The 26,316-nt window shown below is 42.1% G+C and carries 28 protein-coding genes and 1 tRNA gene; 10 read left to right on the top strand and 19 right to left on the bottom strand.

From position 1 onward, the window contains the following. Nucleotides 1-286: 286 nt before the first annotated feature. The 7 genes from NO989_RS05865 to NO989_RS05835 form a co-directional block, all read right to left on the bottom strand. Nucleotides 287-1,546 carry a dicarboxylate/amino acid:cation symporter gene (locus NO989_RS05865; RefSeq protein WP_371342239.1) on the bottom strand — a complete coding sequence of 420 codons (1,260 nt, stop codon included), beginning with the start codon at nucleotides 1,544-1,546 and terminating at the stop codon, nucleotides 287-289. Between the two features lie 190 nt (nucleotides 1,547-1,736). Then, entirely contained in the window at nucleotides 1,737-1,946 is a 210-nt protein-coding gene (locus tag NO989_RS05860) for a DUF2897 family protein (protein WP_014949042.1), read from the bottom strand. Between the two features lie 14 nt (nucleotides 1,947-1,960). Next, on the bottom strand, nucleotides 1,961-2,647 hold the full coding sequence (locus tag NO989_RS05855) for a M15 family metallopeptidase (RefSeq protein ID WP_187447306.1): 687 nt from the start codon (nucleotides 2,645-2,647) through the stop codon (nucleotides 1,961-1,963). A 9-nt stretch (nucleotides 2,648-2,656) separates the two neighbouring features. Further along, nucleotides 2,657-3,793 carry a succinyl-diaminopimelate desuccinylase gene (gene dapE, locus NO989_RS05850; protein WP_371342238.1) on the bottom strand — a complete coding sequence of 379 codons (1,137 nt, stop codon included), beginning with the start codon at nucleotides 3,791-3,793 and terminating at the stop codon, nucleotides 2,657-2,659. Further along, a complete protein-coding gene (locus NO989_RS05845; protein WP_014949045.1) occupies nucleotides 3,787-4,134 on the bottom strand; it encodes an ArsC family reductase in 348 nt (115 codons plus the stop codon). The genes dapE and NO989_RS05845 overlap by 7 nt, the downstream gene beginning before the upstream one ends. 257 nt (nucleotides 4,135-4,391) lie before the next feature. Continuing rightward, on the bottom strand, nucleotides 4,392-4,892 hold the full coding sequence (locus NO989_RS05840) for a PTS glucose transporter subunit IIA (RefSeq protein WP_371342237.1): 501 nt from the start codon (nucleotides 4,890-4,892) through the stop codon (nucleotides 4,392-4,394). Nucleotides 4,893-4,896: 4 nt separating this feature from the next. Further along, nucleotides 4,897-5,286, bottom strand: a complete 390-nt coding sequence (locus tag NO989_RS05835; RefSeq protein WP_014949047.1) for an ACT domain-containing protein — start codon at nucleotides 5,284-5,286, stop codon at nucleotides 4,897-4,899. Nucleotides 5,287-6,241: 955 nt separating this feature from the next. On the opposite strand from NO989_RS05835, the gene NO989_RS05830 reads away from it, so the two are divergent. Further along, a complete protein-coding gene (locus tag NO989_RS05830; RefSeq protein ID WP_231506449.1) occupies nucleotides 6,242-6,550 on the top strand; it encodes a VOC family protein in 309 nt (102 codons plus the stop codon). A 37-nt stretch (nucleotides 6,551-6,587) separates the two neighbouring features. On the opposite strand, the gene hppD is transcribed toward NO989_RS05830, so the two are convergent. Further along, nucleotides 6,588-7,661 carry a 4-hydroxyphenylpyruvate dioxygenase gene (gene hppD, locus NO989_RS05825; protein WP_014949049.1) on the bottom strand — a complete coding sequence of 358 codons (1,074 nt, stop codon included), beginning with the start codon at nucleotides 7,659-7,661 and terminating at the stop codon, nucleotides 6,588-6,590. Between the two features lie 292 nt (nucleotides 7,662-7,953). Then, entirely contained in the window at nucleotides 7,954-9,249 is a 1,296-nt protein-coding gene (hmgA, locus tag NO989_RS05820; protein ID WP_239246156.1) for a homogentisate 1,2-dioxygenase, read from the bottom strand. A 396-nt stretch (nucleotides 9,250-9,645) separates the two neighbouring features. Between hmgA and NO989_RS05815 the strand changes: the two genes are divergently transcribed. From NO989_RS05815 to NO989_RS05805, 3 genes are all read left to right on the top strand, one after another. Beyond that, a complete protein-coding gene (locus tag NO989_RS05815; protein WP_239246153.1) occupies nucleotides 9,646-10,074 on the top strand; it encodes a MarR family winged helix-turn-helix transcriptional regulator in 429 nt (142 codons plus the stop codon). 208 nt (nucleotides 10,075-10,282) lie between these two features. Further along, entirely contained in the window at nucleotides 10,283-11,359 is a 1,077-nt protein-coding gene (locus tag NO989_RS05810; RefSeq protein WP_239246150.1) for a patatin-like phospholipase family protein, read from the top strand. A gap of 158 nt (nucleotides 11,360-11,517) precedes the next feature. Next, nucleotides 11,518-11,594: transfer RNA gene (locus NO989_RS05805), tRNA-Val, on the top strand. A gap of 251 nt (nucleotides 11,595-11,845) precedes the next feature. Here the strand turns inward: NO989_RS05805 and NO989_RS05800 are convergent. Beyond that, nucleotides 11,846-12,667, bottom strand: coding sequence for a hypothetical protein (locus NO989_RS05800; RefSeq protein ID WP_371342236.1), 822 nt, complete (start codon nucleotides 12,665-12,667; stop codon nucleotides 11,846-11,848). Between the two features lie 654 nt (nucleotides 12,668-13,321). On the opposite strand from NO989_RS05800, the gene NO989_RS05795 reads away from it, so the two are divergent. After that, the gene (locus NO989_RS05795; RefSeq protein ID WP_371342235.1) at nucleotides 13,322-13,999 is read left to right on the top strand and encodes a hypothetical protein; all 678 of its coding nucleotides are present in this window, start codon (nucleotides 13,322-13,324) and stop codon (nucleotides 13,997-13,999) included. A 370-nt stretch (nucleotides 14,000-14,369) separates the two neighbouring features. Here the strand turns inward: NO989_RS05795 and NO989_RS05790 are convergent, their stop codons facing one another. The 3 genes from NO989_RS05790 to NO989_RS05780 all read right to left on the bottom strand — a co-directional run bounded on the left by NO989_RS05790 (nucleotide 14,370) and on the right by NO989_RS05780 (nucleotide 17,070). After that, nucleotides 14,370-15,131, bottom strand: a complete 762-nt coding sequence (locus NO989_RS05790; protein WP_371342234.1) for a hypothetical protein — start codon at nucleotides 15,129-15,131, stop codon at nucleotides 14,370-14,372. A gap of 27 nt (nucleotides 15,132-15,158) precedes the next feature. Then, nucleotides 15,159-16,412, bottom strand: a complete 1,254-nt coding sequence (locus NO989_RS05785; RefSeq protein ID WP_371342233.1) for a hypothetical protein — start codon at nucleotides 16,410-16,412, stop codon at nucleotides 15,159-15,161. A 436-nt stretch (nucleotides 16,413-16,848) separates the two neighbouring features. Continuing rightward, on the bottom strand, nucleotides 16,849-17,070 hold the full coding sequence (locus NO989_RS05780) for a helix-turn-helix transcriptional regulator (RefSeq protein WP_083638399.1): 222 nt from the start codon (nucleotides 17,068-17,070) through the stop codon (nucleotides 16,849-16,851). 99 nt (nucleotides 17,071-17,169) lie between these two features. Here NO989_RS05780 and NO989_RS05775 point away from each other — a divergent pair, with 99 nt between their 5' ends. The 5 genes from NO989_RS05775 (at nucleotide 17,170) to NO989_RS05755 (ending at nucleotide 21,208) form a co-directional block, all read left to right on the top strand. Continuing rightward, the gene (locus NO989_RS05775) at nucleotides 17,170-17,406 is read left to right on the top strand and encodes a hypothetical protein (RefSeq protein ID WP_371342232.1); all 237 of its coding nucleotides are present in this window, start codon (nucleotides 17,170-17,172) and stop codon (nucleotides 17,404-17,406) included. Next, entirely contained in the window at nucleotides 17,399-18,619 is a 1,221-nt protein-coding gene (locus NO989_RS05770) for an Arm DNA-binding domain-containing protein (protein ID WP_371342231.1), read from the top strand. The genes NO989_RS05775 and NO989_RS05770 overlap by 8 nt, the downstream gene beginning before the upstream one ends. Before the next feature lie 73 nt (nucleotides 18,620-18,692). Next, nucleotides 18,693-19,544 (top strand): HD domain-containing protein, encoded by an 852-nt coding sequence (locus tag NO989_RS05765; RefSeq protein ID WP_371342230.1) that lies wholly within the window; start codon nucleotides 18,693-18,695, stop codon nucleotides 19,542-19,544. An 86-nt stretch (nucleotides 19,545-19,630) separates the two neighbouring features. Further along, nucleotides 19,631-19,798 (top strand): hypothetical protein, encoded by a 168-nt coding sequence (locus tag NO989_RS05760; protein ID WP_371342229.1) that lies wholly within the window; start codon nucleotides 19,631-19,633, stop codon nucleotides 19,796-19,798. Nucleotides 19,799-20,122: 324 nt separating this feature from the next. Beyond that, nucleotides 20,123-21,208 (top strand): cell division protein FtsZ, encoded by a 1,086-nt coding sequence (locus NO989_RS05755; RefSeq protein ID WP_371342227.1) that lies wholly within the window; start codon nucleotides 20,123-20,125, stop codon nucleotides 21,206-21,208. Nucleotides 21,209-21,318: 110 nt separating this feature from the next. Here the strand turns inward: NO989_RS05755 and NO989_RS05750 are convergent, their stop codons facing one another. From NO989_RS05750 to NO989_RS05725, 6 genes are all read right to left on the bottom strand, one after another. Next, a complete protein-coding gene (locus NO989_RS05750; protein WP_371342225.1) occupies nucleotides 21,319-22,248 on the bottom strand; it encodes a cold shock domain-containing protein in 930 nt (309 codons plus the stop codon). 55 nt (nucleotides 22,249-22,303) lie between these two features. Then, nucleotides 22,304-23,329: a helix-turn-helix transcriptional regulator gene (locus NO989_RS05745; protein ID WP_371342223.1), complete on the bottom strand. Its 1,026-nt coding sequence runs from the start codon at nucleotides 23,327-23,329 to the stop codon at nucleotides 22,304-22,306. 149 nt (nucleotides 23,330-23,478) lie between these two features. Beyond that, nucleotides 23,479-23,985 (bottom strand): hypothetical protein, encoded by a 507-nt coding sequence (locus NO989_RS05740; protein WP_371342222.1) that lies wholly within the window; start codon nucleotides 23,983-23,985, stop codon nucleotides 23,479-23,481. Nucleotides 23,986-24,070: 85 nt separating this feature from the next. Then, nucleotides 24,071-24,772: a hypothetical protein gene (locus NO989_RS05735; RefSeq protein ID WP_371342220.1), complete on the bottom strand. Its 702-nt coding sequence runs from the start codon at nucleotides 24,770-24,772 to the stop codon at nucleotides 24,071-24,073. Between the two features lie 17 nt (nucleotides 24,773-24,789). Continuing rightward, nucleotides 24,790-25,440, bottom strand: coding sequence for a hypothetical protein (locus NO989_RS05730; RefSeq protein WP_371342218.1), 651 nt, complete (start codon nucleotides 25,438-25,440; stop codon nucleotides 24,790-24,792). 236 nt (nucleotides 25,441-25,676) lie between these two features. Further along, nucleotides 25,677-26,123, bottom strand: coding sequence for a hypothetical protein (locus NO989_RS05725; RefSeq protein WP_371342216.1), 447 nt, complete (start codon nucleotides 26,121-26,123; stop codon nucleotides 25,677-25,679). Nucleotides 26,124-26,316 lie beyond the last annotated feature (193 nt).

Raw genomic sequence — 26,316 nt, 5'->3', positions numbered from 1 at the left:
TGTTCCCTTTCAAATTCCCAGAATGAAGTTAGGAAGCTTGCCAGACCTTCCCGAAGGGCGAGTTTAAAATGTCCGTACTCTTTGTTGTGTTACCTTAATGTAGAACCACTATACCTGCGGTAACACGCCGCGATTACGAACATTTTAAGTCTCGCTGAGTGGGTAATTATCTATGCGGACTGGTATAAAATAGCGATAAGCAAAAAGCGACACAATCCAATCAAAAAAGGGCAGCCTAAGCGTTTCAAAAAGCTTTGCTGCCCTTTTCTATCTGTAAGACTAGGCTTTATTTGGCCGTATTTTCTATTGCTTGCTCTTCAACAGCATCAGCATCAATGGTAATCGTATCTACGATCACTGCGCATGCTGCATCACCGGTAATATTTAGCGCTGTGCGGATCATGTCGAAAATTCTGTCCAAGGCAAATAGCAGGGGTAAACCTTCAATGGGAATGCCGGCAGCAAGCAACACGGCAACGACCAAGAATGATGGCCCAGGAACGCCCGCTTGACCAACCGCGCCAAGGGTAGAGGTTAGGACGATGGCAACATATGCACCCATTGATAAATCTATATTGAAAAGCTGCGCAAAAAACACCGCTACCAAGCCATAATAAATGGCATTTCCGCTCATGTTGATGGTGGCGCCTAACGGCAGTACAAAAGATGCCGTTGCGTTTCTTACACCTAGCTCATTCTCTACTGTATTCATAGTAACCGGCAGTGTCGCCATGGATGACGCGGTTGAAAGAGCTACCGCCTGAGGCTTTTTCATAGCCACGAGAAATGATTTAGCCGACGTTTTTGTAAATAGCTGTACCAAAAGGGGGTAAACCACAAAACCAAATACTAAAATTGCCGCAGTAAATACCAAGAAGAGTTTGAATACCACCATGAGCGCGGCAAAACCAAATGTTCCTACCGCCTCTGCCATTAAACCAAATACGCCGATAGGCGCGATTTTCATCACACAGTTGATCATCCACACCATGGCATCAACGATAGTGTTCACGCCATTTAAAATAGGCTCGCGGTTCTTTTTAGGCTGTTTAGAAAGGGCGAGGCCAAAGAACAAGCAAAACACCAGAATTTGAAGAATGTTCGCGTTGGTTAACGAGGCAAATACGTTAGTGGGGATCATACCCGTAACGGTAGCCCAAAATGAAGGTAGCTCACCTTTAGAGGCGTATTCACCAGAGAACATACCTTCTACCGCAGAAACGTCGATACCTATTCCTGGCTTAAACACTTCACCCATAATGAGGGCCAGTGTTACGGCAAGTGCTGACGTTAACGCAAAATAAGCAAGGGTAGATAGCCCCATTTTTCCTGCATTAGTGCTGTTGCCAAGCCCCGCAGCGCCAGAGATAAGCGCTACTGCTACCAGTGGAATGACCAGCATTTTAATTAAATTGATAAAAATGGCACCCAGTGGTGCGAACATTTCAGCGCTTTCACCCATAAAGGCACCAACCGCGGTACCAATAATCATGGCAATGACAACTTGTACGCCGATATTGCCCAGTAAGGATTGTTTTTTAGACACGTCTAGAACCTCTTAGAGTGTGTTTAAATGTGAAAAGTGATTTGTGAATGAATAATTTAGAGCCCTAATACCGAAGTGCCTGCGTAGGCATAAACAATGGGTACAAGCTTTTGATTATAAAAGCCTCGAATTATAAAAGCTTTACTTAGGCTTCGATTAAATTGCCGCGATTGACGCTATTAGAATAGGGTTATTTCATTGGGGTGTTGCTGTCTTTATCTTGGTCTTTAACGGATGTATTCGCGCTTTCACTGTCCTTGTTTGAATCGTCGTCACTATCATCATAAGGTTTAGAAGGTGTCGGAAATTTAAATCTAGCACTGTATTTAAGCAGCGTGATATTCCCAATCACAACGCCCAACACTAAAACAATAATGATGATGACCCAGGTAGTACTCATAAAAATTCCGTAGGCTACAGCCCTTTGTTCAATACGTAGCGATTATACAAGCTAGGTAGCTGTGGCAAAATACATGTTTTGCCTTCTATATCGCTTTGTTCGATGGCTTTCGTAAAGCCATCTAAGTGCCTGGCGTTTTCGAAAGCACACGCTGTGTTTCGAAAGCTTAAATGCCATGGCTCTACTGCGACGCCACCCGTATTAACCGAAAAAGGGCGATAAAAGCCAAACTGTTCCATATTGTCAGCTAGCCAACATGAAAGGGCATGGCACGGTCCGCCAGAAAGGTATTCGCGTTCGACAAGATTAAACTTGCCCCCCCAGTTATGCACGGCAGCTCTGTCGTACACGTCGATGTCAGTGCCCCAGTGGTGGCGACTGCCGCCGGGAAGTGCTGACCATGTCAAAATAGCATGAAGCTTTTCATTATCGCTTAGTGCCTCGAATGGCAGTTCATCACCGTTGGTATCAAGAAGCTGTGCTTGACCTGCCCATTTGCGGTTAAAAATTGCCGTTTGCCTGTCGAAATCTCGAAAGCTACTGACCAACTGTAAGTCTATACCGTCTTTTTGCGCAGCATCTTGCATGGCAAGAAACGGCGATATCACGTCGCGATGCAGTCTATGGCCGTTGCCAGCATCAACGAGATAGTCGTTGTGCTGGCCTAACCACGCTTTTTCTGGCACTTGATTCATAACCATCAATAGCGGCTATTTAGCCAGCAAGCGTTCTAAGATACCGAAGTACATATCAGCAAGCTGTTCAAGATCAGACATTTTCACGCACTCGTCAATTTTGTGAATAGTGGCATTCACCGGGCCTAGCTCTATCACTTGTGCGCCTGTTGGCGCGATAAAGCGACCATCTGATGTACCGCCAGCAGTAGACAGCACGGTAGGTGTTCCTTTAACCGCCGCTATTGCACCTTGAGTGGCTTCTAACAGGGCACCCGTATCGGTCAAAAAGGGTTGACCGTTAAACGTCCATTTAATCTCGTACTCCAGTTCGTGGGCTTCCAAAATTGCCGTGACTCTCTCAATGAGAACTTGGTCGGTTACTTCCGTTGAAAAACGGAAGTTGAAGCAAACGTGCATCTCGCCCGGGATCACATTGCCCGCACCCGTACCCGCGTGAATGTTTGATATCTGGAAGCTGGTGGGAGGGAAAAAGTCGTTGCCGTTATCCCAATGGGATTTAGCTAGTTCGTCAAGGGCTGCCATTGCACTGTGTACAGGGTTTTTAGCCAGATGAGGGTAGGCGACATGGCCTTGGATACCTTTTACTATTAAATCACCCGTTAATGAACCTCTACGGCCATTCTTAATGATATCGCCTACTTCGTCAGTTGAAGAGGGTTCGCCAACAATACACCAATCAATTTTTTCGTTGCGGGCTTCAAGGGTATCAATAACGCGGGTGGTACCGTTTATAAACGGACCTTCTTCGTCGCTAGTAATAAGGTAGGCAATACTTCCCTTGTGATCAGGGTATTTGTTCACAAAATCGCGGGTGGCTACTAGCATAGCGGCAAGACTGCCTTTCATGTCAGCTGCGCCGCGCCCATGTAGATAGCCGTCAACTTCTGTCGCGGTAAATGGCGGTGTTTTCCATGCTGACTCAGGGCCACTAGGCACTACATCAGTGTGGCCTGCGAAACAAAATACCGGGCCTTCTTTACCTCTGCGAGACCAAAGGTTCGTCGTGTCTTCAAATACCATGGTTTCATTATTAAACCCTAAAGCACCTAAAAACTCGCCCATGGCTTCTTGGCAACCTGCGTCTTCTGGCGTTACAGAACGGCGGTTTATTAATTGTTTAGCAATTTCAATAACAGAGTCGTTTAACAAAATATTTCCTCATACTGCGCGGGTTTGAAGCCAATATAAAACGCGTTGTCATGAACAAGGATAGGGCGTTTAACCATGGCAGGATGAAGCTCTAGCAGGGCCAGTGCTTTATCTTTATCTAGATTCGCTTTCTCTTGCTCTTCTAGCTGGCGAAAGGTCGTGCCGCGTTTGTTGAGCATTGCTTCCCAGCCAAGCTCAGACTCGGCGCGTACAAGAAAGTCGTTATCTATCCCGTCCTTGCGGTAATCGTGAAATGTGAAAGCGATATCGTTGTCTGCTAACCATTTTTTTGCTTTTTTAATGGTGTCACAGTTTGGGATCCCATAAAGGATTGTGCTCATGGTGATTTATTCCGTACTACTTTGTTGTTTGTAAATGAAAGACGCTGGTTAGAACAGTGCCATTAAGTGGCGCTGTTTCGAAGAGCTAGAGAAAATAGAAAACCGCAATAGCCCGAAAACAGTGCGCCTGTACATTTTTGTTTTTCAATGTGCTCCATCATACAAGCTGTTGATACGTTGATAAACTCACTTGCGATGATTTTTAATAGTAAATCACTCAGGGCTGAAAGCCTGTTTTACAATTAGGTCAACAGGCCTTAGAGGTAAAGTGTCAACAACGTATCTTCGCCCGCTTCGACAAACTTTTGATGCGTAGGCACCACGCCGATAAGCGCATTTGCATTAAGCAACGTCATTGAACAGGTATTGCTAACACCGCGCTGCTTTAGCCATGCAGCATTCACGGTAAAAAGTACTTGTTTAAGTCTTATTTCATCGTCCCGCTTCAAAGAACAGGCGAATTGTGCGCCATGCAAATGACTAGTATCGCCACCATATTTAATCTTGCATTTAAGGCCCGCGCTAGACTGTATGTCGATTGCGTAATCTAGCGGGGAAACAGTTAATACTTTGCCAGCGAAAGGCGATAAGACAGTATTTGATGTTGAGCTTATTGCTGCACCAGGCCCCATAAGGCCACTTTTATAATAGGGATCGTCAATGTGTGAGAGTGAAACCACTTGCCCTGAAAATGGGCTTAAAGTTACAAACTGCTTGGTAAAACTGTCTGGTGCGTATTGTAGTTGCTTAGCATTCACGGTATTAAACGTCCTCACTTACCGAATAGCCAGCTTTCTTAAGCGCACTAATGGCATCTTTTAGTTTATTGTCTTTTACTAAAAAGAAGTCAGTGTCGAAGGTTGATACCACAAATATAGCCACTTTTGCTGATGCTAACACTTGGCCGATTTGGGCCATGATCCCTACCATGGACAAGTGCAAAGGCCCTAACAGTTCAAGTGCACGCCAACCTTCATCACTATCTAGTGACGGTACGTCTACCGAGTCAGGCACAACAATAGATAGTTCATCTTCTGTTTTACCTAAGAAAAAAAGAGGGCTATTAAGCACAGATGCGGGGATATTGGTTTCAGGATCCAAGCTGTGAATAGTAAACAAAGATTCTCTGACTAAAAGTGTTTGTTTGGGCATGAGAAACCGAAAAAAAGATAACTTCGAAGATATTCACATTAAACCACTAACTGTGATTAAGTGCTACGTGTTATCCACTTAATCTGTGGATAAGTTTGTTGAGTAGTTTGGGGCTTTGTTGTAAGTATATGTATTTAAAGGGATAAATAAACTGTACAAACAATGTTCAGTGGATAACATTCTCAATTTCACAAGCATTTTCCACAGGCCATGTCTACAACTAAAATAAAAAATGTTTTGCAATTTTGCAATTTCTTAGCTTGACAACCATGGCTTTTTTCAGAAATTTGCGTATTACTAAAACGCGAGATTCAAATGATCGAGCTCTTTTTGCCATGTTGATCTTTGATGTACAGCAAAGGTCAATAGACTCTAGCCTTTTTACCTTTAAAACATCGGTACATTAAAATAATCTATTAGTTAACAAATATTCAGTAAGGTACTACTGTTAGTAGTTAATTTAGTCTTGGGTTTTGCTTATTGAAGCAATGGGGCATTGCGCTTATCAGTTATGTAGCTTACTGGGTATTTGATCTCTAACCAGAACAAGAGCGCTGACTAGAAAAATGCCTCAACCATAAATAGAGCCCTAACAAAATAACAGCCCTAAACAAAAAACAGAGGGAGAGACAATGTCAGATTCTTCATGGTGCGATATTACGGTAGAAAACGCAGACGAACTTGTCAGCTTTTATGAAGCTGAAATACCAGTCCGCATAGATAATTACCCACTCAGCGAGAGTTAAAATGTTCGTAATCGCGGCGTGTTACCGCAGGTATAGTGGCTCTACATCAAGGTGACACAACAAAGAGTACGGACATTTTAAACTCGCCCTTCGGGAAGGTCTGGCAAGCTTCCTAGCTTCATTCTGGGAATTTGAAAGGGAACAGCCATTCCTGCATTCCCACGCTTTGCTAGGAAACTTGCCAGCGCCTTCTGAGTGGGCAATTATCTATGCGGACTGGTATAACTGGATGGAAGAAAGAGCCCATAGATATGGGTGGCTACAATGATTATGTCATGATGAAGGCCGACGGCACACCTGTAGGCGGCATTTGTCATAAGCAGGGTGTAAACGCGCAGTACCCAAGCGGATGGATTAATTACTTTACCGTAGAAAATCTAGATGCCGCGTTGAAAGAAGTTACTTCCAAAGGTGGAAAACAGGCGGGTGATATACGTCATCACGGCAAAGACAGCTTTTGTGTCATTATTGACCCAAGCGGCGCTGCGTGCGCGCTTTATGAAAAAGGCAGCAAGTGATGAGACTTGCTGCCCTAGTATTGTGTTAGCTATCGAATTACTTGTTTAGCACGCCGCGATTTACCTGATCGCGTTCAATCGACTCAAATAGTGCCTTGAAGTTACCCTCGCCGAAACCTTCATCTTGTTTGCGTTGGATAAATTCAAAGAATACTGGGCCGAAAACGGTTTCAGAAAATATCTGAAGCAGTAGGCGAGGCTCACCATTTTCCGTTGTGCCGTCCAATAGAATACCGCGCTTTTGTAGCTCATCTACGTTTTCGCCGTGCCCAGGAAGACGCTCTTCAAGCATATCGTAGTAGGTATTTGGTGGAGGCGTCATAAACTTCATGCCTTTCGCTTTAAGCTTGTCTAAACACGCCACTAGGTCGTCACAAGCGAAAGCGATATGCTGAATACCTTCACCATTGTACTTCATTAAGAACTCTTCAATTTGGCCACCACCGCCAACCGCCTCTTCATTTAGCGGTATGCGAATTTTACCGTCTGGTGCAGTCATTGCTTTCGATAATAGACCCGTGTATTCACCTTTAATATCGAAATAGCGAATTTCTTTAAAGTTGAATAGCTTTTCGTAGAACCCTGCCCAGAAATTCATGCGGCCGCGGTACACATTATGGGTGAGGTGATCGAGCGTATGGAAGCCACATCCTTCAGGATGGCGATCAACGCCTTCAATCCAATTGAAGTCGATGTCGTAAATGGTATTTTCGCCTTCATAACGGTCTATAAGGTAAAGCATCGCACCGCCAATACCTTTAATAGCAGGGAGTTTCAGTTCCATTGGACCGGTATGGGTATCCATAGGCTGAGCACCGCGGGCAAGCACTTCTTTATATGCGTGCTGTGAATCTTTAACGCGGAATGCCATACCACACGCTGATGGACCGTGTTCTTCGGCATAATAGGCTGCATGACATTTCTTTTCGTAGTTACTTAATAAATTGATGTCGCCTTGACGCCATAATTCCACGTCTTTTGATTTGTGGCGAGCAACAAGGGTAAAGCCCATAGCTTCAAAAATGGGTTCCAACATGCCCTTTTTAGGCGCAGTGAACTCTAAAAATTCAAACCCGTCTAAACCAATAGGGTTTTCAAACAAATCAGCCATAGCGATACATCCTCAACGTAAATCACATTTTATAATTGTTACCTGATTGTAAGGGCGCAGTGAAAAAGCAAGCAATAGGTGTCGAGTTCAAGGATTTTGGGCATGGAAAGCGAAGCTGTAACGTTTTGTTTTCACCCGTGAGTGAGATGCTGAGTTAGGGAAAGCTAACTTCCCCTAACTTGTTGAAAATAAATGCTATTGAGCAAAGGTGATGCTTGTCGGTAGTGTTCAAAAATCAGTACAATTGCTTGTTTAGGTATCGGTACGTGTAACGTTACAAATCCCAGGGCGCTTATTTTTCACCATCGTAGTACTTTTTAAGGCCTTTCCAGCACGCCAAATAATTTCGTTGACGAATATCACTGTTTAAAGCGAACTCCGTTGGCGCAATGGCATAGCGAGATTCAAACATAAACGCCAGCGTGTTTTCATAGCGCTGCGGTGAAAGCTCGGCGTTCGAGGCTTTTTCAAATACTTCAGCTTCTGGGCCATGGGGAGTCATACAGTTGTGAAGGCTCATCCCGCCCGGCACAAAACCGTGTTCTTTGGCGTCGTACATCCCCTCAATTAGTCCCATAAACTCGCTCATAATATTTCTGTGGTAATACGGCGGGCGAAAAGTATTTTCAGCAACCATCCACCTTGGAGGGAAAATAACGAAGTCAACGTTCGCCGTACCTTCCAGCTCAGATGGTGAGGTAAGCACGGTAAATATCGATGGATCCGGGTGGTCAAAACTTACGGTGTTCATAACGTTGAAACGGGACAAATCATATTTATAAGGGGCAGAGTTACCTACCCAAGCCACCACATCAAAGGGAGAGTGATCGAGTTTTGCTTCGAACAAATTTCCACAGAACTTGTTTACCAAAGTGTGAGGCGTCTCATTATCTTCAAACCAGGCCGTGGGATAGCAAAAATCACGCTGGTTCGCATAGCCATTCGCGCCTACCGGGCCGCGCTCTGGCAGCACAAAAGGATGACCGTAGTTTTCGCATATATATCCGCGAATTGGCCCATTTATAGGGTTAACCGAAAATCGAACGCCACGAGGAATAACGGCAATTTCACCTACAGACAGGTTGAGCCTACCAAACTCGGTGGTGATCAGCATGTCACCTAGCTGAGGGACAATAAGCATTTCTCCGTCTGATGAGTAGAAAACACGATTTTGCATATTAGCACTGGCACTGTAGCAATGAATGCCCATACCTACTTGGGCTTTAGCGTCACCGTTAGTGGCAATGGTGACAAGCGAGTCTACAAAATCAACGTCTTTTTCTGGTAAGGGTACAGGGTCCCACCTAAGTACATTCGGAGGGCAATGGACATCAGACTCAGGTGCTGTTCTTAACAGGCCGTTATCAATTTTTTCAAAGTCGCCCATAGCAATAGAGGGGCGTAAACGATAGGTCCAGCTGCGGCGGTTTTCTGCTCGTGGGGCAGTAAATGCTGTACTGCTAAACTGTTCAGCGTAAAGCTTATAATTCACTTTTTGTGGGCTGAACTGGCCTTTAGGAAGGGCACCCGGCAGTGCCTCTGTCTCGTGCTCGTTATTAAAACCCGTTAAATACGACAAATTATCCATAAACCCTCTCATAGGCGGCCATCGACGTGGCTGTACAGATGAATGCAAAATAAAGTAGTTACAAATGAAACTATGTGATTTAGGCTAGAGGTAAATGAAATGTAAATCAATGGCGAAGGGCGAGTAGAGGGAATGGAGCCAACGTCATTTGGTACGCTAGCTTTACACCTTTTATGTGAGGGCCATTACAAGGTTACACGTATTGCGTGTTTTTAATGCACGATGTTAGCTGTGAAAGTTACCTGAGTTAATGTTGAACGCGCCTAAACGCTCGAACGATGGTAGCGACACTGTGGGTATAAGTAACGCCTAAGGTAAATGAAAAACAACCATGGCTTTTAAGGCGGTCACAGAAGTAAAAATAGCAAGAGTAATACAGTGATAAGGGCTTAAAACATGCAGTTAGAAGATATGCTTGCCTACAAGGTAGCCATGCTTGCAAGCGATTTAAGTGAATCGCTCTCAAAAGAATATGCAGAATATAAACTTACTAAACCAGAATGGCGAATCTTAGCCACATTAGGCGGCCGAAATGAAAGCTCGCCAAAATCACTGCTAACGGCAAAAGAAATCGCTATTGCAACACGACTAGATAAAGTGCAGGTTTCGCGAGCGCTGGAGCGATTGGTTAAGCGAGATGCTATCGTTAAGCGTGTGAGCAAGCGAGATAAACGGGCCACATTAATTTCATTGTCAGTGGAAGGAGAACGAATCTATCGGGCGCTGTTGCCTAAAATTTTGGCTTGGCAAAATAAGCGTTTGGAAAATATCACTGAGGATGAGTATCGAATATTTGTAAAAGTGATAGATGCACTAACGCCTTAAGATTCGGGTGAAGACTTTGAAAATTCTGGTCTGAGCAGATGTGAGGACATTGCTATAAAGGTTACTTTCGCGCCTTTAACTGATAAATTCCCTCGAAACTGATTATATGGGGAAGTTATTGGATTTATAAGTCATGGCTTGCTACCCCCTAAATATTTAACAAGCGCTTTATACAGCGCTTCTATTTAGCGCACAGCGAGGACATAGAGTGGCACCCTTAGAAATATACGCAGGTAAAAAAGCACGTGAATCCATAATGAAAAACGGGTTTACGCCTGAGTTATTTAGCTATTTTCTGGGGGCATCTGGCGGTCCGAAATGGTTTTCTCTGGCTGGTCTAGACCGCGTACTGTTCCCTGAGTGGTTTGCCAACGTTAAGCATCAAATTCATGTGATTGGCTCTTCAGCAGGTGCGTTTCGTACCATTTGCGCTGTTCAAAATGATCCCCTAGCAGCCATAAATCGTCTAGCCTCTTCTTATTCAACAACGACCTATAGCAGTGATAAGCCTACGCCTAGAGAAATTACGGCTAAAGCTGAAGACCTGCTGAAAGAAATGGTGGATGAAGCAGGTAAGCAAGAAGTGCTGTCTAACTCCCGCTTTAAAGCGCACCTGATCGTTGCTAAGTGTTTAGGTGCTACTCGTTTTGAAAGTAAGTTTAGGCAACTTTCGGGCTTGGCGATGAGTGCAGCGGCCAATACAGTGAACCGAAGACACCTTTCTCGTTTATATAAGCGCTACGTGTTCTCAACGCCGGGTACGGAGTTTGCGATAAACGACCCGTATCAACTGCCTACTCAGTACCATGCCTTAACGCATGGAAATATTCATACCGCGCTGCTAGCGTCTGGTTCTATTCCTGTGGTTATTGAGGGCGTACAGCAAATTGAAGGCGCGCCAGCCGGAATGTATAGAGATGGCGGTATTATTGACTACCATTTCGACTTGTCCTTCGGACCAGATGATGGCTTAGTGTTATATCCCCATTTTTATGACAAGCCCATTCCAGGCTGGTTCGACAAGGGCTTGAAGGGCAGAGTGCCTCATCGTTCAAGCTACGATAACGTTGTAATGCTTGTGCCTTCGGCATCGTTTGTTGCTAATTTGCCTTATAGCAAAATCCCCGATAGGAAAGATTTTGAAGTACTCGATGCAAAAACGCGCATCAAGTATTGGCAAACAGTATTGAAAGAAACCGACAGGTTGGGTGAATATTTTATGCGTGCTGTTAACGACGGATCCTTAGTGGACGCTATCAAGCCGCTTCCATTTAAAATGATTTAAGTTAATCGCAATTGTTGAAGAAAATGGCTAATTGCTGTCAAATTAGTCACTTGAATCGTCATTTGATAAGTTTTCCTTGCAGGCAACGCTCGTGCTAAGTATTATACGCGCCGTTGCTTGGCATTCGCCTACCTATCAGGTGCAACAAAATTCTATATGCGTCTATAGCTCAGTTGGTTAGAGCGCTACCTTGACATGGTAGAGGTCCCCTGTTCGAATCAGGGTAGACGCACCATTTATTTTTCTTCTAAAAACTTTTTCCAGCCCCATTCTTACAATATCTAAGTTTCCTAACCTATTGCCATCATTGAATTAATCGGTTTTGCGCAGTTTTTTCTGAGTTTCTGCTTCCTTTTCTTTTTTCCTTTGAGAACAGATGAATACTGTCAGGATGGTCACGAGTGGTCACAATTCGTGACCATCCGTGACCAAGTTGCCATTTCATTCCTTTGTTATTTACCGTTAAAAATCCATGAAGTTTTCTTTCTATGGCATTTTGTATTTAGCAAAGTCATTCAAGAACATTTCCCAATTCTGCTTTGCACAACCACGCATTAAATTGTGCAATGCAGTTTTTTCATTAGCTTTTAGCGAAGTGGCGTTACGAAACAATATGCTGTTTGAAAGTATGCCGTAGCCTTTTACTGCGCAGCGAACACCAAATAACGTGACGCCATCAATCGATGCAAATGCAATAAATTCATTACTCCCAGTATTCCGGAAAAACAAATTCAGGAGCACTTGATTATCTAAAAGTATGTAGTGGCCATCAGAAGAAAATAAGTCATCTTTTAACCGTAAATTCGGATGAGCGCATAAAAGTAAGATGGATTCGGCGGAAATAGACATTTCCGACTCAAAGGCGTATTTCTTCACTTTTACAAGCTTCAATTCGCCGTTTTTTAATGTTGAGCGATGCATGCCTTTTTTGGCAGTAGCTTCTTTTAAGCTGCTGAATGTACGCCCTTCTGAATCTATGACAATTAAGGCATTGCTATGACGAGTAGGGGAGTGGCCCGGCAGGTTAAGCCACTCTCTAATCCGTTTTCGTCTTAAAGAAAGGCGTTTTCCTACACTACCAGGTTTAATTTTCTCTTGGGCAGCGAATTCCTCAATACGGCTTTGATAGTTTAAAGATGGTAATTCTCGTTCAACAATTTCAAGCGCTTCATAGATGCTCCATCCACAGCGGATTCGCTCTAGCACTTTGTCGCTATTTAATCCGAAGGCTCTGGCTGCTGCGGACAAGCTATCGTAGATCTGGCCTTGTACTTTAACTTGCTTACTATTAGATAAATAAAATGTCATGGAATTACTCCTTTCAGTTAAATCCCATAACAGTGTGTTAAGTTTTAAATTAATTATTAAAAATATTGAATAGAAGGTTTTGGCTTGCACCGCTGGCCTCGTCAGCCAGGTGCACTTAATGTGCTAAAGATTTGACGAGCGAAACATAGCACTTAAACAATAACTAATTGTTACCTAATCAGTTGAAAGATGAATAGATAATCCTCAAGCTATTGAAAAAGAATCTAAAACAGTTATTATTCAAGTGTGTTATGACACATTCCATGGAAGGTTTGATAGTTCAATAGTCAATCGGGTCTGAAGCAGATGGATGATCGATGACGTATTTTGGATTATGTAATAGAAATATTGGACTCCGTTGAATATTTAATCGCCCTCGCAAGTCTCTTCTGCCTGAAATCCTTCACAATAAAAAATAATCTTAAAAGGTAGTAAAGTGAAAAAGAGCAAAATAGCTTTTATAGGGATGGTATTTTCAGTATTGTTAACAGGTTGCATGACCTCATCAGAACCGTATTCGTTCCCTATATCTAACGTTCAATCGAAAACATTTATCTTCTCTAAAGTGGACTCTTCGAACGTAAAAGAGTTAAGCGCCAACGATGTATTAAGTGCTGTAAAAAGTTATATTCGAGACAATGGTGCATTCTACAAATGCCAAAGCTCCAGTTTTTTTCGAAGGGCGGATGCTACGACTCAAATGGTAGTTCTGGGTTGTCAGAAAGGTGGGGAAGTGAAGTTAGTCGTGTTGATGGCAAGTTTGTTTTAACGTACTTTAAAACTGCTACTTACTCAACTGGAAGAGAAGACAAAGCAACTACGGTACAGACATTTCCCTATGAGTTAACAGAAAACGATGAGCAGTTTTCAGTTACACTATTTCCCCCGAAAACTGCATCAGTAACGCCAGATACAAATGCGGTCGGGCTTACAATGTCTCCACCGATAAGCGATGAAAACGTTCTTATTTGGACCCAGCGCATATTAGACAAAGATAAGACTGTAGATATTGATAAATTCTCTTATCTTGATGGTGAATTTGATGTTGCTCTTGATCCTCAATCAGTAAAAGCCAACTTAATAAGAGAGTTTGGCTTAACTTTTAGAGAAAAAGAGAATGGGGTTCAATGGGTGTCAGAGTCAAAAGTTCTGTACATGGATAATACTTCAGTAAGTATTAGTGTTACTCTAAACCTGTATCGTGGTGAATCAAAAGTTGAGTATAGCTTGAGAAGCCCGCACTCACTTAGAAGTAATGGCAAGGTTCTTGGTTTCAGTGACGAAATCTTTACAAAAGCCCTGGCTGACTTGAAAGCGTCCTCAAACGCGTAAAAGTAATTGGTCCATATCATTACTCATGGTTGGGCCAATCTACCCTCCGATTTATTTACACCTTAGAAGTCTTCGCCCAACCACTTCAAGCTAATCGTTGATGTCCCATAGGTGTCGAATGCCTATTTTAGTGGTACAGGCAGTTCCCAGTGAGCCTCTTCAGGATATTTTTCATTAAAAGAAAAGGTTTAACTTTTACGTAAATCCTTTAGAAAAGCCCAGAACAAGATATTCCGGGTTAGATGAACCGCAAGCACCAGGTTTGTTGACCATGCGCCATTGTAATGCGGGTTCGATTACTTTTTCCTTTGTGCTTTGGTAACAGACTCTACATTCTATTTTTCCGTGTGTGGGCAACATCACTCTGTCCTTAGTCTAAGTTAAAGAACGTGGTATTTGACAATATTTCATCTGGGGATAATTCGTTTCTGGCTTTAAAGGCATCTATTAATTCCCCGGCTTCGTTGATGCACACGAAATCATTTTCGCTTTGATTGAGTAACACATAAGCTTGCTGGAAATCCTGTTCTTGTTTAAAAGAAAACATTTCTTTAGAGAGAACGGTGTTAAACACATAAACATCAAGCTTTGCATGATATGTAACGACCACAACATGCTTTCCGCTAACGAAAAAGAGTTTGGCTGCCTGTCTGTCGGACGCTCGGTGATGCTTGTTAAGCCACAGAACCATGCTCATCAACATGTTTTTAATGTTTTGTGTTTGTAGGGTCGAAGCACGTTGATGTACCCGTTGTAAAAAGTGTTCATGTACATAGCACTTTGATGAGTAGTGGTGGTAAGGCTGCCTTCTAACTCTTATGTTTCGTGTGACTACTCTTTCGCAAATTATGCAGTGCAATATTCCTAGCTCGCCAAAATCAGCGGGGTCAGGGTTAATTGCAAGATTCAGTGAGTCGAAGTGCCAGCTACTGTTTTGCTTATCTATTCTATGAAATAGCAATAGGTCACCATACATATCAAAGATATTTTGTACGTAAGTGGTCATACTTTTTCTGGAAAAGGGTTTATTTTGGCCAACTCTTTTTTCGGCTTCAGCGTTGTATTTGTCGAGAACATCATTTGCTACTCTGAACGTGCCTTTGACTTGTGCCTTAGCTATTGATGAATGCATTGAAAAATCCTTATGTAACAATGTTTTTTACAGAAGTTGGCTAATTAGGCGTTCTGCATGATCAAATGATTTTACTTTTACTTTCGCGATAGCCGCGGTATGAAACTCTTTATAAGTATGAAGACCGCTATGCCTCCCGACACCATCTTCAGAAGATTCGTACCAAGTTATGTCAAAATCGCTTGAATTGAGTCGCTTTGCCATATTGTGAGTCACCCAAATACTCGGTGTTTTCGTTCTTTCGATGGCGATCGACAGACGGCCTTTTTTTAATGCAAAAAGTTTCTTATTTTTGCTCCTGTCATCAGGGTGAGTAGAAAAATCATATTCTACTTTTAGGTAGTCGCCGAGATTATCAGCGGTGAAAGAAATATTCGGTTTTTGAAATGCGTTTGGTTTGGCAGTGGCTTCAAGGGGATCACGATCCCCTGACTGTTCTGAGGGACGTAAGTAGTTTTCCAATGAAGAGCTATTTGCCAATGCTGAAGTCATTTCATGCGCTACGTTCTCTACAGCCACGTTGAGAGACGGCAAATCAAGATTCAATTTTCCCAAGAAACTTCCAATTTTGCGAGCAATATCACCGTTGAGGGAAAATAAAGCGATAAACTTAATATTACTATCAGAGTCAGCATTAACACCTGTTTTCAAATAAACCGTTTCCAAGGCATCAACGAGGTTATACTTGATAGCGCGGTGCTCTATCGCATAAATGAGCGCACTGCAGGTTCTTACGCTAGATAATTCCAATGGAGCGTCAAGAGACACACTATCGTACTGCTTAAAAGGTTTGAAACGCTCCTGTGACTCTAAGTATTGACGTAGTTCCTGATTATTCATTGCTGCCAACGATTTAAGAGAAACCATGTTTTTGAGCGTGCTGACCTTAACACCCAAAACAGCAGCAACTGCTTCATGGGTGATTTCGCAGTAGTTCGCAACGTCTTCGTCCTCAACAATGTAGAGCGATGAATATAGCCCTAAGCAACTAACAGCCGTAGTGAGAGTAGGGTACTCTTCCTCGATGTTCATGTTGTTTGCGACAGTTGGCAACATGGTTTCCATCGTTTCGACGAACGCTACTAAATCAAATTCATCAAACCCTAGAAAGTTATCCATAGTTCCAAAGTTCGCTAGTTCAAACGCTATATCCGTAAATCTATAAAATCGTGTCTCATTGAATTTAGCGTTCATTTCTAATCCAAGTATGGACGTGATCTTTTCGCAGAAAGCTTCTAAAAACTGTTCTCTTTCTATTTCAAATTTATTTCTATCTAACATAATTAAATCTCTCAAAAGGTCTTATTGGAAACTGTAATTACAAAATAGCATCATTTTGGTTCTTGTCGCAAGCTTAAATGGCTAATGTAAGTCATTCATATGTTCGTTTTGTTTCTTTTGGGAAGTGTAATGATTTTTGAGAGTGATATTTTTTCGGAATGGAAAGAAGAATGGAGAGTAAGTTAGCGTCCAATACTGATACGGAGGTTTCAGCGCTAGATTATTTATCAATTTGTTTTCTATGCGGAACGTTTGCAATTGCCCCTAGAGAAAATACTACTGAGGAAAGTGGACCTTAGGGGCGATGAGAAGGTCAATAAGAGATGTAACAGTGCACAATTGCATTGTGAATTTCAAAGTGTAGCAATGCTAAAAGTAACTGCTCTTGGTTTCTTTTTTTGAAAAAAGCCGGAAAAGATACTTCTAAATCGTAGAGTTAATCCGGCACATACTCAATCACATCCTCAATTTTACAATCAAAGAATTTACACAAAGCTTCCAGCGTCGTGATGCTAGTGTGATAGCCAGTGTTATTGGCTATTTTACTCATGGCTGAGCTTTGAATACCCACTTCATTAGCTAAAAACGAAAGCGTTATTTTTCTGCCTTCTTGCTCGGATTTCTGTTTTACCAGCTCTCTTATCTTGTACTTAATCAAAATACGGTTACCAAAAAATATACAAAATTGTCTTGATAAGACGAAAAATGACTTGTATATTTGTCTTGTGAAGACGAAAACAGGTCAAAGGAGGCCTTTATGATACAAACGTTACTCACAGCAAAAGAGCTCTCAGCCCGAATTAAGTTTAGCGCCAACTATATCAATGCGGAGCTGCGAGACTCAATTTTCATCGAAGGTAAGCATTACATTCGACCATTCAATGGTAGAAAAATTCTATACATTTGGGAAGAGGTAGAAGCGTATTTGTATGAAAGTGCTGTTCGCAACGCTACATACATTCCCATGGCATCTGGGAGAGTGTGTCATGGGTAGTATCAATGTTCGTGAATCTAAGCTTTATCTTGATTTCAGATATTTAAATACACGATGTAGAGAGCAAACTGCATTGCCAGATACCCGGGCTAACAGGAAGAAGCTTGAAAAGCTACTTAAGCAAATTGAGTCAGATATTCGCTTAAAATGCTTTGTGTACAGCGATTACTTTCCCGATTCAAAAAAGGCTTCAAATTTTGTTAAAGAAGATGAACAGGCAAGCCGCATAAAGCGAGCGATGTTGGCTACGTACCAAAAAGCGTCTAACGCGCTTCAAGGGCACAATAATAGGGCGTTTGAAGACTTTGCCCAGGAGTGGTTTTCTGAAAACGAGGTACGTTGGAAGCAGAGCTACGTTAATAGCATGAGAATTTATGTATTCTCGTATCTCACTAAAGAGTTTGCGGGTTTTGATGTTAGCGAAATAGACCGCCCGACTATTTTGAAATACCGCGCCAAACTGATGCAGCCAAAAGCTGATGGTACTCAACTTTCAACCGACTTTGTAAACCACATCATGACACCACTTCGAATGATTTTACGCGAGGCGGCTGACAGGTTTGGTTTCCGCTGCCAATTTGAAAATATTGCACCGCTTCGTGTAGACCGGCGAGATGTTAATCCATTTTCACTAGAACAAGTGCTTACCTTCTTGAAAACAGTGCGTGTCGACTTTCGGAATTACTACACAGTACGTTTTTTTACTGGCATGAGAACCGCTGAAATTGATGGCCTAATGTGGAAATACGTTGATTTTGATTTGGGCACGATAAGTATCAGAGAGACGTTTGTACAAGGGCGAATGGACTCAACCAAAACTCGTGGGTCCATGCGCGACATTCAAATGTCGACATTGGTCAAGGAAGCGCTTCAAAACCAGTTCGAGGTTTCTGGAGATGGGAAATTTGTATTTCCGAATTCCCAAGGTAACCCGTTAGATCATGGCAATGTAAGAGATCGGGTTTGGAAACCTACGTTAAAAAAAATCGGTATGGAATACCGTAGGCCATACGAAACTCGCCATACCGCTGCAACGTTGTGGTTAGCATCAGGCGAAGCGCCCGAATGGATAGCGCGTCAAATGGGTCACGCAAACACAAAAATGCTATTTGAGATTTACAGTCGCTACGTACCAAACCTCACTCGAAGAGATGGTTCTGCGTTCGAGCAACTACTTTCAAACGTTCTATCTGAGAACAGCCAGAACTTATAGTTTTAGCACTTAATACACTGTAAAGGTGAATTAGGTCGAGTCTTATACTGGTATCAACAAAGAGGGCAGAACGATGAAAATTGATTCATTGCAGCCGGAGCTTTCAGAAGCGAAAAAACTTTCTCGTTTTAAAGGTTTTTACTGCATGGCTGGTTTCGTAGTTAGGTTTAACCAGCATGGTAGACCGTATTGGGTGATTACGTTAATGGATGCATTTACCCAGTTTGAGATAATAGCCACACAAATTGATTGCGATACAAAACACTTTTCTCACTTTGGATTTGTTCATGTTGAAGCAACGAAAGTTAAAACAACCGTTGGTGAGGTATATGTTGCTGTCTTTATCTATGCTGTTGATGAAATTCCAGAAAAGTACAGACATATACGCTTAATTCCTAGAGATGCATCTGCGAATCATGAAGATGTTGCGCGTTTGGTTAAAATAGTAGATTGCATTGAGTATGAGGCGTTAAGACGCTTCGTTGCGCATACTTTGACTCAAAGCCGAATAATGGTGCCATTTCTTCGAAACCCAGCAAGCTTAAATTATCACCATAACTATATTGGTGGCTTGTTAAGACACAGCATCCGGGTAGCTGAGTTATTTGCGAAAAACATGGTGGGTAGAAAAGATGAAAAGGCTTTAGGTATTGTTGGCGCGCTTCTTCACGATATAGGCAAAACCGTCACATTATCTGAATCTATGATCTACACCGCTACAGGAACAATGGTAAACCATGACTCGTTAACGTTAGAGCTTTGTGCTTCAGCGCTCAAACAACTTTCCCAAACAAACCCTAGGTATGCCGATATTTTGCGTCACATCTGGACTTGCGAGAAAGAGCAATTGAAGTATTCCGCGAAGCTTAACATAGCGACTCAGATACAACGATTTGATAGAGAAGACTCAAAGGAACAGACATAAAGTAGCGCGATTATAAGATTGCATTATTGTAGGTTTTGAAGAGAACCATGGGGTCTTCTGTCCAATTCCATCAGGGGTAATATTTTATGACAAACAAAGATAAAGAGCATTCTGTCGACTTGCAGCATATTGAGTTTGATAAAGACGGCATTGTGCGACTTGCTCTGCACCGAAAAGAAACTCAGAGGGCTTTGTGGAAATCTATGCAGCAGTTTAAAGACATCAAACCCACCGGGTCCAAAAACAAGAAATAGCGTCGTAAGCAAAACGCCATCCATCGAGAGCCAGAAGAGCAATAAAGCTTGTAGCTCAATCAAAACTTACTATCTGAGGTTTCATTATGGACTACCTTACTCAAATTCTTGAATCTGGCTTAATGATTCCTTTCGCCTTCCTTACCGCGGTTATCATTTTAGGTATTGGCTTTTTATTTAAAAAAGACTCTGATGATGAAGAGTAATTTTGGTGCCTAAAACGCCTATGGGAGCTATCCAATAGGCGGTCATCAACCCTATGCGTCATTTTTTGCCGCATAGTTGCCCCATGCTTACAAGACATTAGTTTTCAAAAGTAAGCACATGCAAAACATTAGAACTGAACAAATTAACATTCACGTTATTGGCGTGGGAGGCTGTGGTGGTAATGCAGTAAGCAACATGGCCAGTCTTTGCTCACATGAAAATATCAGGTTTAGCTCTGTTAACACCGATATCGCCGCTTTACATAGATGTACAAATCATGAAGTGGTATTGATAGGTGAAGCGACAACAAAGGGTTATGGCGCTGGGGCTGACCCGGATGTAGCAAGCAATGCTGCCATTCAGAGTAAAGATGCCTTAACGACATTAATAAAAGATGCTGACCTGATTATCATTATCGCTGGCCTGGGAGGTGGCACTGGAAGTGGTGCAACGCCAATCCTAATTGATTTAGCCAAAGAGAGTGATATCGATGTGATGTGTTTTGTTACGCTTCCTTTCAAAGCCGAAGGAGGCAAGCGAAGCGACATTGCTAGAAACGCACTCGAAACAATACGAAGCAAAGCGAACGCAACACTCGTTATGTCTAACGATTCATTGCTTTCTGCACTAGATGAAACCGTAGGGCTTCTCTCTGCATTTCGTCACTGTGACACTCAAATGCACAGAATTGTCGAAGCCATTATCGTAATGCTTACGAACACGGGTTATATCAACGTCGACATTAATGATTTCAGTCACATTCTGTCTTTAGAAGGGGATACTGCGCTAGGTGTGGGTATAGCTGAAGATGACAGTTCACTAAGCTCAGCACTAAAACATGCCCTAGAGAACCCATTAGTAGACAAGCAAAACATAATTGGGGCGCAGGGCGTTATCGCGCAGCTTACGTGCAGAGAAGAGCCTAGTTTAGCCATGTATGAAGAAATGCTAGCGACACTCCAATCTTTAGTAGATGGCCCTCAAACTCTTATTATTACAGGCGTAACGTTATCTGAAGAATTACCGCACTTTGGTGAAGTGTTAGTCATCGCCACTGGTGTGCCTTCAACGATTCAAAACTTCGAACAAGAGAAAAATGTGATACCCATGAAGCAAGCATCTGTGCCTAGTTCATCTAAGAAGGACGCTGCATACTTGGATATACCTGCTTTTGTTAGGCTGCAGGGCAGGGATATACCCTGATTTTTGTTGCATTAAAAATAATAAACAAACCTTTTGTATAGACGTAGCTGGCATGGTCGTTGTTTTACTTGGCGTCTCAAATAAACTAACTTGATTTCGTCTCATCGATACTAGATATGGTTATTCTTTTCAAATGCACTTTCGGAGTACAGTTCAAATTCCTTAATCCTTGCTCCACTATTTTTATCATTCAAATATAACGCATTACATAGCCGCCTATAATAAGGTTCTAACACCGCACCTTCGAATCGCCAAGTCTCCTCTCCCTTTGCCATGGTAGCGACTCCAGTGATGTGTTTGTATTTTTCACCGAGCCTGTTCTCAACAATATACTTTGACAGTTCACTGCTTGTCTCAAACGCAAATGGTTTTATCTCTTCTAATAGACTTCGAAATTCATCTTCAGCAGCTAATCGGTTTCTCTCTGCAGTGCCATCCAAAAGCTCTATCTTCTCAGTTAGTTCTTGAATCTTTAACGCAATGTCTAGGTCGCTCAAATTCGCAAACGGTAACTTACTTGCTTCTAGCCTCCGAATCTGTTCTTTTTTAAGCAATTCAATATTGTTCCTGCTGTTCTCAATATAAGTATAATTTTTCTCGTTAATTAAACATTTGTTTAGTTCAATTAACTCTTCAAGCTTACTATTTTCAATGAACTTTTCTGACTCATCAATCAAGCGCCGCGGTACATAGACAGGTTTACTCAACTCCTCTTCCAGTAGGATTGTTATCGCCTTATTTCTTTTACTACGGGTATTTATCAATCTTTCTACCCGGGGGCCTTTAGTACTTCTTCCAAATTCATACCAAAAACACATAGAGCTGGGACTGTCCAAGTCGTTCCCTAACTCATAAGCTCCACTATCTATCTTTTTTGCCAATTCGGGATCAATTTTTTTAATAGTGTTAATATGAAAAAATACCTCGATGCCCGAAAAATGACCTTCTATAAAACCAAATCCTTTTTCAGAATCGTAATCGGTCACTGAGCCAAAGTCGCTTTGAGCCAAACTGCTTTTTTTACCCGCTGATACTGTCATATTGACTAACCTCTATTTGCTATTACGAGAGAAGAAGCGACTGGCGATACATAAGTCAATCAACATTATCAACATCTCCTAAATAAGCCACATATAACTTGTTAGAAAGCTCAACAAAATACTGCCTCAGTTTTTGAGGGGCGATGACCTCTATGTTGTCGCCCAAGCCTCTCAGAAATGCTCGTAATTTATTAGTGTCTTTAACAGTCGCTGTCAGCAGAGATTTATCTGCCTGAATAGATTGCGTAATGACTTGGTCGTTACTCAGTCTGTAGCCGTGAAGTAAAAATAAAGAGTTATTTTTAACCAATAGCTCAAGCTGAATGTCTTCTTTGTTATTAGCTGACAAGGTTTGAATATTTTCCTGTTCACCGAACTCTTGTTGGCAGTCTTCATCTGTTACGGTAACGTTTCTAATAAACTGTAACGGCAACGCGTACCGCCTTGTGTGTAGCGATCCAAAAGTGCACACAAAGAGTTGCCTGCCATCTTGTTTAACCAGTCCCATAGGGTTAACTCTGTCGTAGTGCTTCCAAACCATTTCGTTGCCGCCACTAAAAATACGCTTAATATCGGCAGAGATTTGTTTTTTAAAAAAGATTGCACTTTTTAATCGTTCAAACGAAGCAGCATCTATTTCTGGGGGGATGAGCGGCTGGGAAACTTGCGAATCCGCCACCGATCTTAGCCAGTTTGTAAGTAAAGAATCACTATCTTGCTCTAAGACCTGGCTCGCTTTTGCAAAGTAAGGCTGCATTTCTTTAAGTGTAGAATTTGGTAGTGTGGCACCTGATTGTTCAAGCACTTTAAATGCTAGAGCGGTATTGCCGTCCATCAAGCTTAAATTGAGCTTCTTAAAATTAGCGTTTATAAACCAGCCGTAAGGTTTCGAACGCTTATCAACGTCTAACCCAAATAGCCCAATATTTTCTAGGCTGACTAAGTCCCGCTGCACCGTGCGCATATCGATATTGTGATGACCGCAGTTTTGTAAATTTTCAAAAATTTGTCGGCTAGATACCTTTCTAGGTGCAGAAGGCACAAATTGAAGAATGTCGAGCTTGCGTTGAAATGCACTCATTGGGGGGGAACTGGCTCATGTGACTTAGACTTCACCATAGCATAAATATAACATGCGACAAAAATTGTCGCATGCTGAAAAGATTTTTGATTTATCCACGATATTACAAACCAAGGTTTAACTTCTAAACGTTGATTGATGGGAAAGGCTCAATCATCATTTTTAAGAGCGGATAAGATGGACGCTGGGAACTGTGAGCCAAGCGCGTCACTAAGATAAAAAGCAGCAGCAAAGGGTATCTCATACAGGTATGACTGTGTGACGTTATTTTCTTTGTTAAATAACAGTGGGGTACACTGTTTATTGTAATTGAGGATAAAGTTGTCTTTAAACTCTTCCGTGCTTACAGGCGTCTGCAATAAACGAATAGATATATCAATCTTGTTGCCCAAATAATCAGGGTTGGTTGGTTTACGCGTTCCTGGGATTTCACTGTCATACATTGCAGATGCCGCAGTTGCTACGCCCACAATGTGCTGTTTACGATGCATAAAGACAATATCGCCAGGAGAGACTTTTTTAAGCTGCTCCCATCCTGGTCTTTTAAAATTAACCCCATCTTTACGCACACCGAGTTTTGGTGCCCATAAAAAACTTCCGTCTACGACTTCCTTGTAGCTGCTGTTTACGTTAACCCAAAACACTCTTTTCATCACATTACCTGCTTACTTAAAATCAAAGTTCGATTAGCCGACACACGCGGCGTTTAATTACAGCTAGTTGGTTCTTTACTGTCTATTTTTAAAAGCCGTCAAAGTCGCTAACGCGGGCCAAACTATGGCAAAAGCTTGATAACCTGGATGATTCAGATTGAGTCAAATCTGCGGGCAATGCAATGTCAATGGGTGTTTGCGCGTCTAAATAAAACGTTAAATCAATTTCGTCTGCGCTCAATTCATCTGGTTCATCGTCTTCAGACATAACCGCAGAGTTTATTAAGTCAGAGAGTCTTCTTGCTTGCGATTCGGTAAATTTAAACGGTAACTCGATATTGAAGTCATAGTGACGCCTTAAAAGGAGAGAATGACTGTACCAGTCGTTGTCATGCACATCGTCGGTTTCTACAGTCGGCTCTGGTGATGTTTCGGTTTGCACGTCACGATACGAATCTTCGTGGCTTTGGTTGTCGGGGTAAAGTGCTATCTCAGCTAAATCCAGCATGTCGTAAAAAAACTTAAATCTTGCTACATTGCTCCGCGAGCCTTTAATGCGTTTACCGCAGTTGCATCCTTCTAGTTTGCCAAGCGCTTTCCAAAGTGAGCGGTTAGTGGGCTCATTGTAAAGTCCTCTGGCATTCATGTATTTGGCAATATTTTTTAGCGTGATTTCAGAGCGATTCGTTTGGTATTGCTCTGATAGCGTTGTAAAAAAGTTATGCAATATAGATTCTTCTGCGACGATACACTGTAAAAGTTCTTTGTTTAGATTCGGATAATCTGACATGGTTGTCTCCAACTTAATTAATCTTCAGCGCTAACGAAATTTCTTAATGCATCCAACCCCACGTCGCCATTTTCATCAACGGTGAGTTCGTCGGTAACTAACTTAACATCGTAGATCTCGCATAAAAATTGGTGCCAAGTACTTTCTGTGTAAGCTTCGAACTTCTCGGGTACATCTTCATCTGCATTTATTTCATTAGCATAGGCATTAATAACCTCATCTACCCATAGTGGAACACGTACAATAGTTTCAAAGCTATCTTTGAAAATAGTGGCCATCGGAGCAATCTCTAACTTGCTTGTTTGCTTATTGAGTGCGCCAACTCGATTGGATATTTGACGTTCGTTGATTTTGAGTTTCTTTTCCTCATACCAGTGTTTGATATCTGAAAAGCTTGCAAAGGAATACACATCCTCACGTTGAGCGTACTCTTTCGCCGTGCTCAGTACAGCGACAATTAGCAAAATTCCATGCTGATTAAATTGTTTCATCGCGTTTACGATTTTTTGCTTTTTCTTATCGTCATCAATATTGAGACTTACTGAAGTAGCTTGCGATCCAGAGTTCTCCGCTGGTAAGGCCGATGTGTTAAAAACTTTCTGATAAAAGAGGGCGACCTCATCAGCATCGCCAGTGACTTCGATAGTCATTTTTGCGGTTATTGCCACGTAATTAGACTCCTTTATTCCACGTATTTGTTTAACGAAGTTTACGTAGGTGAGTATACACCAATAAAGCAATATTAAAAACATATATGCATTCAATATGAGTTTTTTGTTGTGTTTGGTGTCGCGGTGTGAAATTTCATATTCACCGATAAGTGGGCTGAGACATTTAAGCTGGCAGTCACACAAAGGTATGTCAATTGAGTTGGTGGTTGAGTTGGATTTTGAATGCGGCTGTTCTATAAAGCTGTAAGCTCACCAAGCCATTTTTTTCTGATTACAAATATATCTTCTGACGTAAATCTATATGGTTTTGATGGGCGTGGCTTTTTAGAACCATCGATAGCAATTTCATCGAGTGGGATGATACTTTTTTCGTAATTGGAATCGAGCATATGTAAGCCTTTGTCAGAAACCTTCATAACAACTGACCAATGGCCTCCCGTCTGATGGTCGTAGCCTACAATGCAAACACAGTTTTTTGCATTATCCGCTTGAGCTATCTGCTTAAGTACTTGTTTCCTATTGCGTGACGTGTCGTTCAACCAATATGGAATAGAAAATTCAAATTCATAGAGTTCTTGAGTTTTATCGTGGTACATATCGAAATGGGAATTAAGGTAGCTCAGTACTCGGCTTAGCGTATTCTTTATGGTTCCCCGTTTTGTACCATTAAAGTAACTCATATAGTCGCCATCTCTTAGGAATGCGGCCAATACTTGACTAAAAAGTTCAGGCTTATCAAGGCTGGGCTCAAGTGCGTGGATTGCGTTAACAATGGCATAGAAGCCGCAGGCACCATCTAGGGAAGATGCGAATAAGTCCTGAATGTGAGATCATAGCTGCATAGTAAATCACAGCCATTACCGCCCATGAGCC

It is taken from the genome of Alteromonas sp. DY56-G5 (assembly GCF_041414725.1).
GTDB classification, from domain to species: Bacteria; Pseudomonadota; Gammaproteobacteria; order Enterobacterales; family Alteromonadaceae; genus Alteromonas; species Alteromonas macleodii.
The sequence above is the reverse complement of the archived record's forward strand: the minus strand, read 5'-3'. Positions and strand labels throughout refer to the sequence as shown.

Excerpts from the sequence above, each read along its gene's own strand:
- NO989_RS05860 (WP_014949042.1), bottom strand. The coding sequence starts at position 1,946 with ATGAGTACTACCTGGGTCATCATCATTATTGTTTTAGTGTTGGGCGTT.
- NO989_RS05855 (WP_187447306.1), bottom strand. The coding sequence starts at position 2,647 with ATGGTTATGAATCAAGTGCCAGAAAAAGCGTGGTTAGGCCAGCACAAC.
- NO989_RS05845 (WP_014949045.1), bottom strand. The coding sequence starts at position 4,134 with ATGAGCACAATCCTTTATGGGATCCCAAACTGTGACACCATTAAAAAA.
- NO989_RS05835 (WP_014949047.1), bottom strand. The coding sequence starts at position 5,286 with ATGCCCAAACAAACACTTTTAGTCAGAGAATCTTTGTTTACTATTCAC.
- NO989_RS05830 (WP_231506449.1), top strand. The coding sequence starts at position 6,242 with ATGCGGACTGGTATAACTGGATGGAAGAAAGAGCCCATAGATATGGGT.
- hppD (WP_014949049.1), bottom strand. The coding sequence starts at position 7,661 with ATGGCTGATTTGTTTGAAAACCCTATTGGTTTAGACGGGTTTGAATTT.
- hmgA (WP_239246156.1), bottom strand. The coding sequence starts at position 9,249 with ATGGATAATTTGTCGTATTTAACGGGTTTTAATAACGAGCACGAGACA.
- NO989_RS05815 (WP_239246153.1), top strand. The coding sequence starts at position 9,646 with ATGCAGTTAGAAGATATGCTTGCCTACAAGGTAGCCATGCTTGCAAGC.
- NO989_RS05800 (WP_371342236.1), bottom strand. The coding sequence starts at position 12,667 with ATGACATTTTATTTATCTAATAGTAAGCAAGTTAAAGTACAAGGCCAG.
- NO989_RS05795 (WP_371342235.1), top strand. The coding sequence starts at position 13,322 with ATGCCAAAGCTCCAGTTTTTTTCGAAGGGCGGATGCTACGACTCAAAT.
- NO989_RS05790 (WP_371342234.1), bottom strand. The coding sequence starts at position 15,131 with ATGCATTCATCAATAGCTAAGGCACAAGTCAAAGGCACGTTCAGAGTA.
- NO989_RS05785 (WP_371342233.1), bottom strand. The coding sequence starts at position 16,412 with ATGTTAGATAGAAATAAATTTGAAATAGAAAGAGAACAGTTTTTAGAA.
- NO989_RS05775 (WP_371342232.1), top strand. The coding sequence starts at position 17,170 with ATGATACAAACGTTACTCACAGCAAAAGAGCTCTCAGCCCGAATTAAG.
- NO989_RS05770 (WP_371342231.1), top strand. The coding sequence starts at position 17,399 with ATGGGTAGTATCAATGTTCGTGAATCTAAGCTTTATCTTGATTTCAGA.
- NO989_RS05765 (WP_371342230.1), top strand. The coding sequence starts at position 18,693 with ATGAAAATTGATTCATTGCAGCCGGAGCTTTCAGAAGCGAAAAAACTT.
- NO989_RS05760 (WP_371342229.1), top strand. The coding sequence starts at position 19,631 with ATGACAAACAAAGATAAAGAGCATTCTGTCGACTTGCAGCATATTGAG.
- NO989_RS05755 (WP_371342227.1), top strand. The coding sequence starts at position 20,123 with ATGCAAAACATTAGAACTGAACAAATTAACATTCACGTTATTGGCGTG.
- NO989_RS05750 (WP_371342225.1), bottom strand. The coding sequence starts at position 22,248 with ATGACAGTATCAGCGGGTAAAAAAAGCAGTTTGGCTCAAAGCGACTTT.
- NO989_RS05745 (WP_371342223.1), bottom strand. The coding sequence starts at position 23,329 with ATGAGTGCATTTCAACGCAAGCTCGACATTCTTCAATTTGTGCCTTCT.
- NO989_RS05735 (WP_371342220.1), bottom strand. The coding sequence starts at position 24,772 with ATGTCAGATTATCCGAATCTAAACAAAGAACTTTTACAGTGTATCGTC.
- NO989_RS05725 (WP_371342216.1), bottom strand. The coding sequence starts at position 26,123 with ATGAGTTACTTTAATGGTACAAAACGGGGAACCATAAAGAATACGCTA.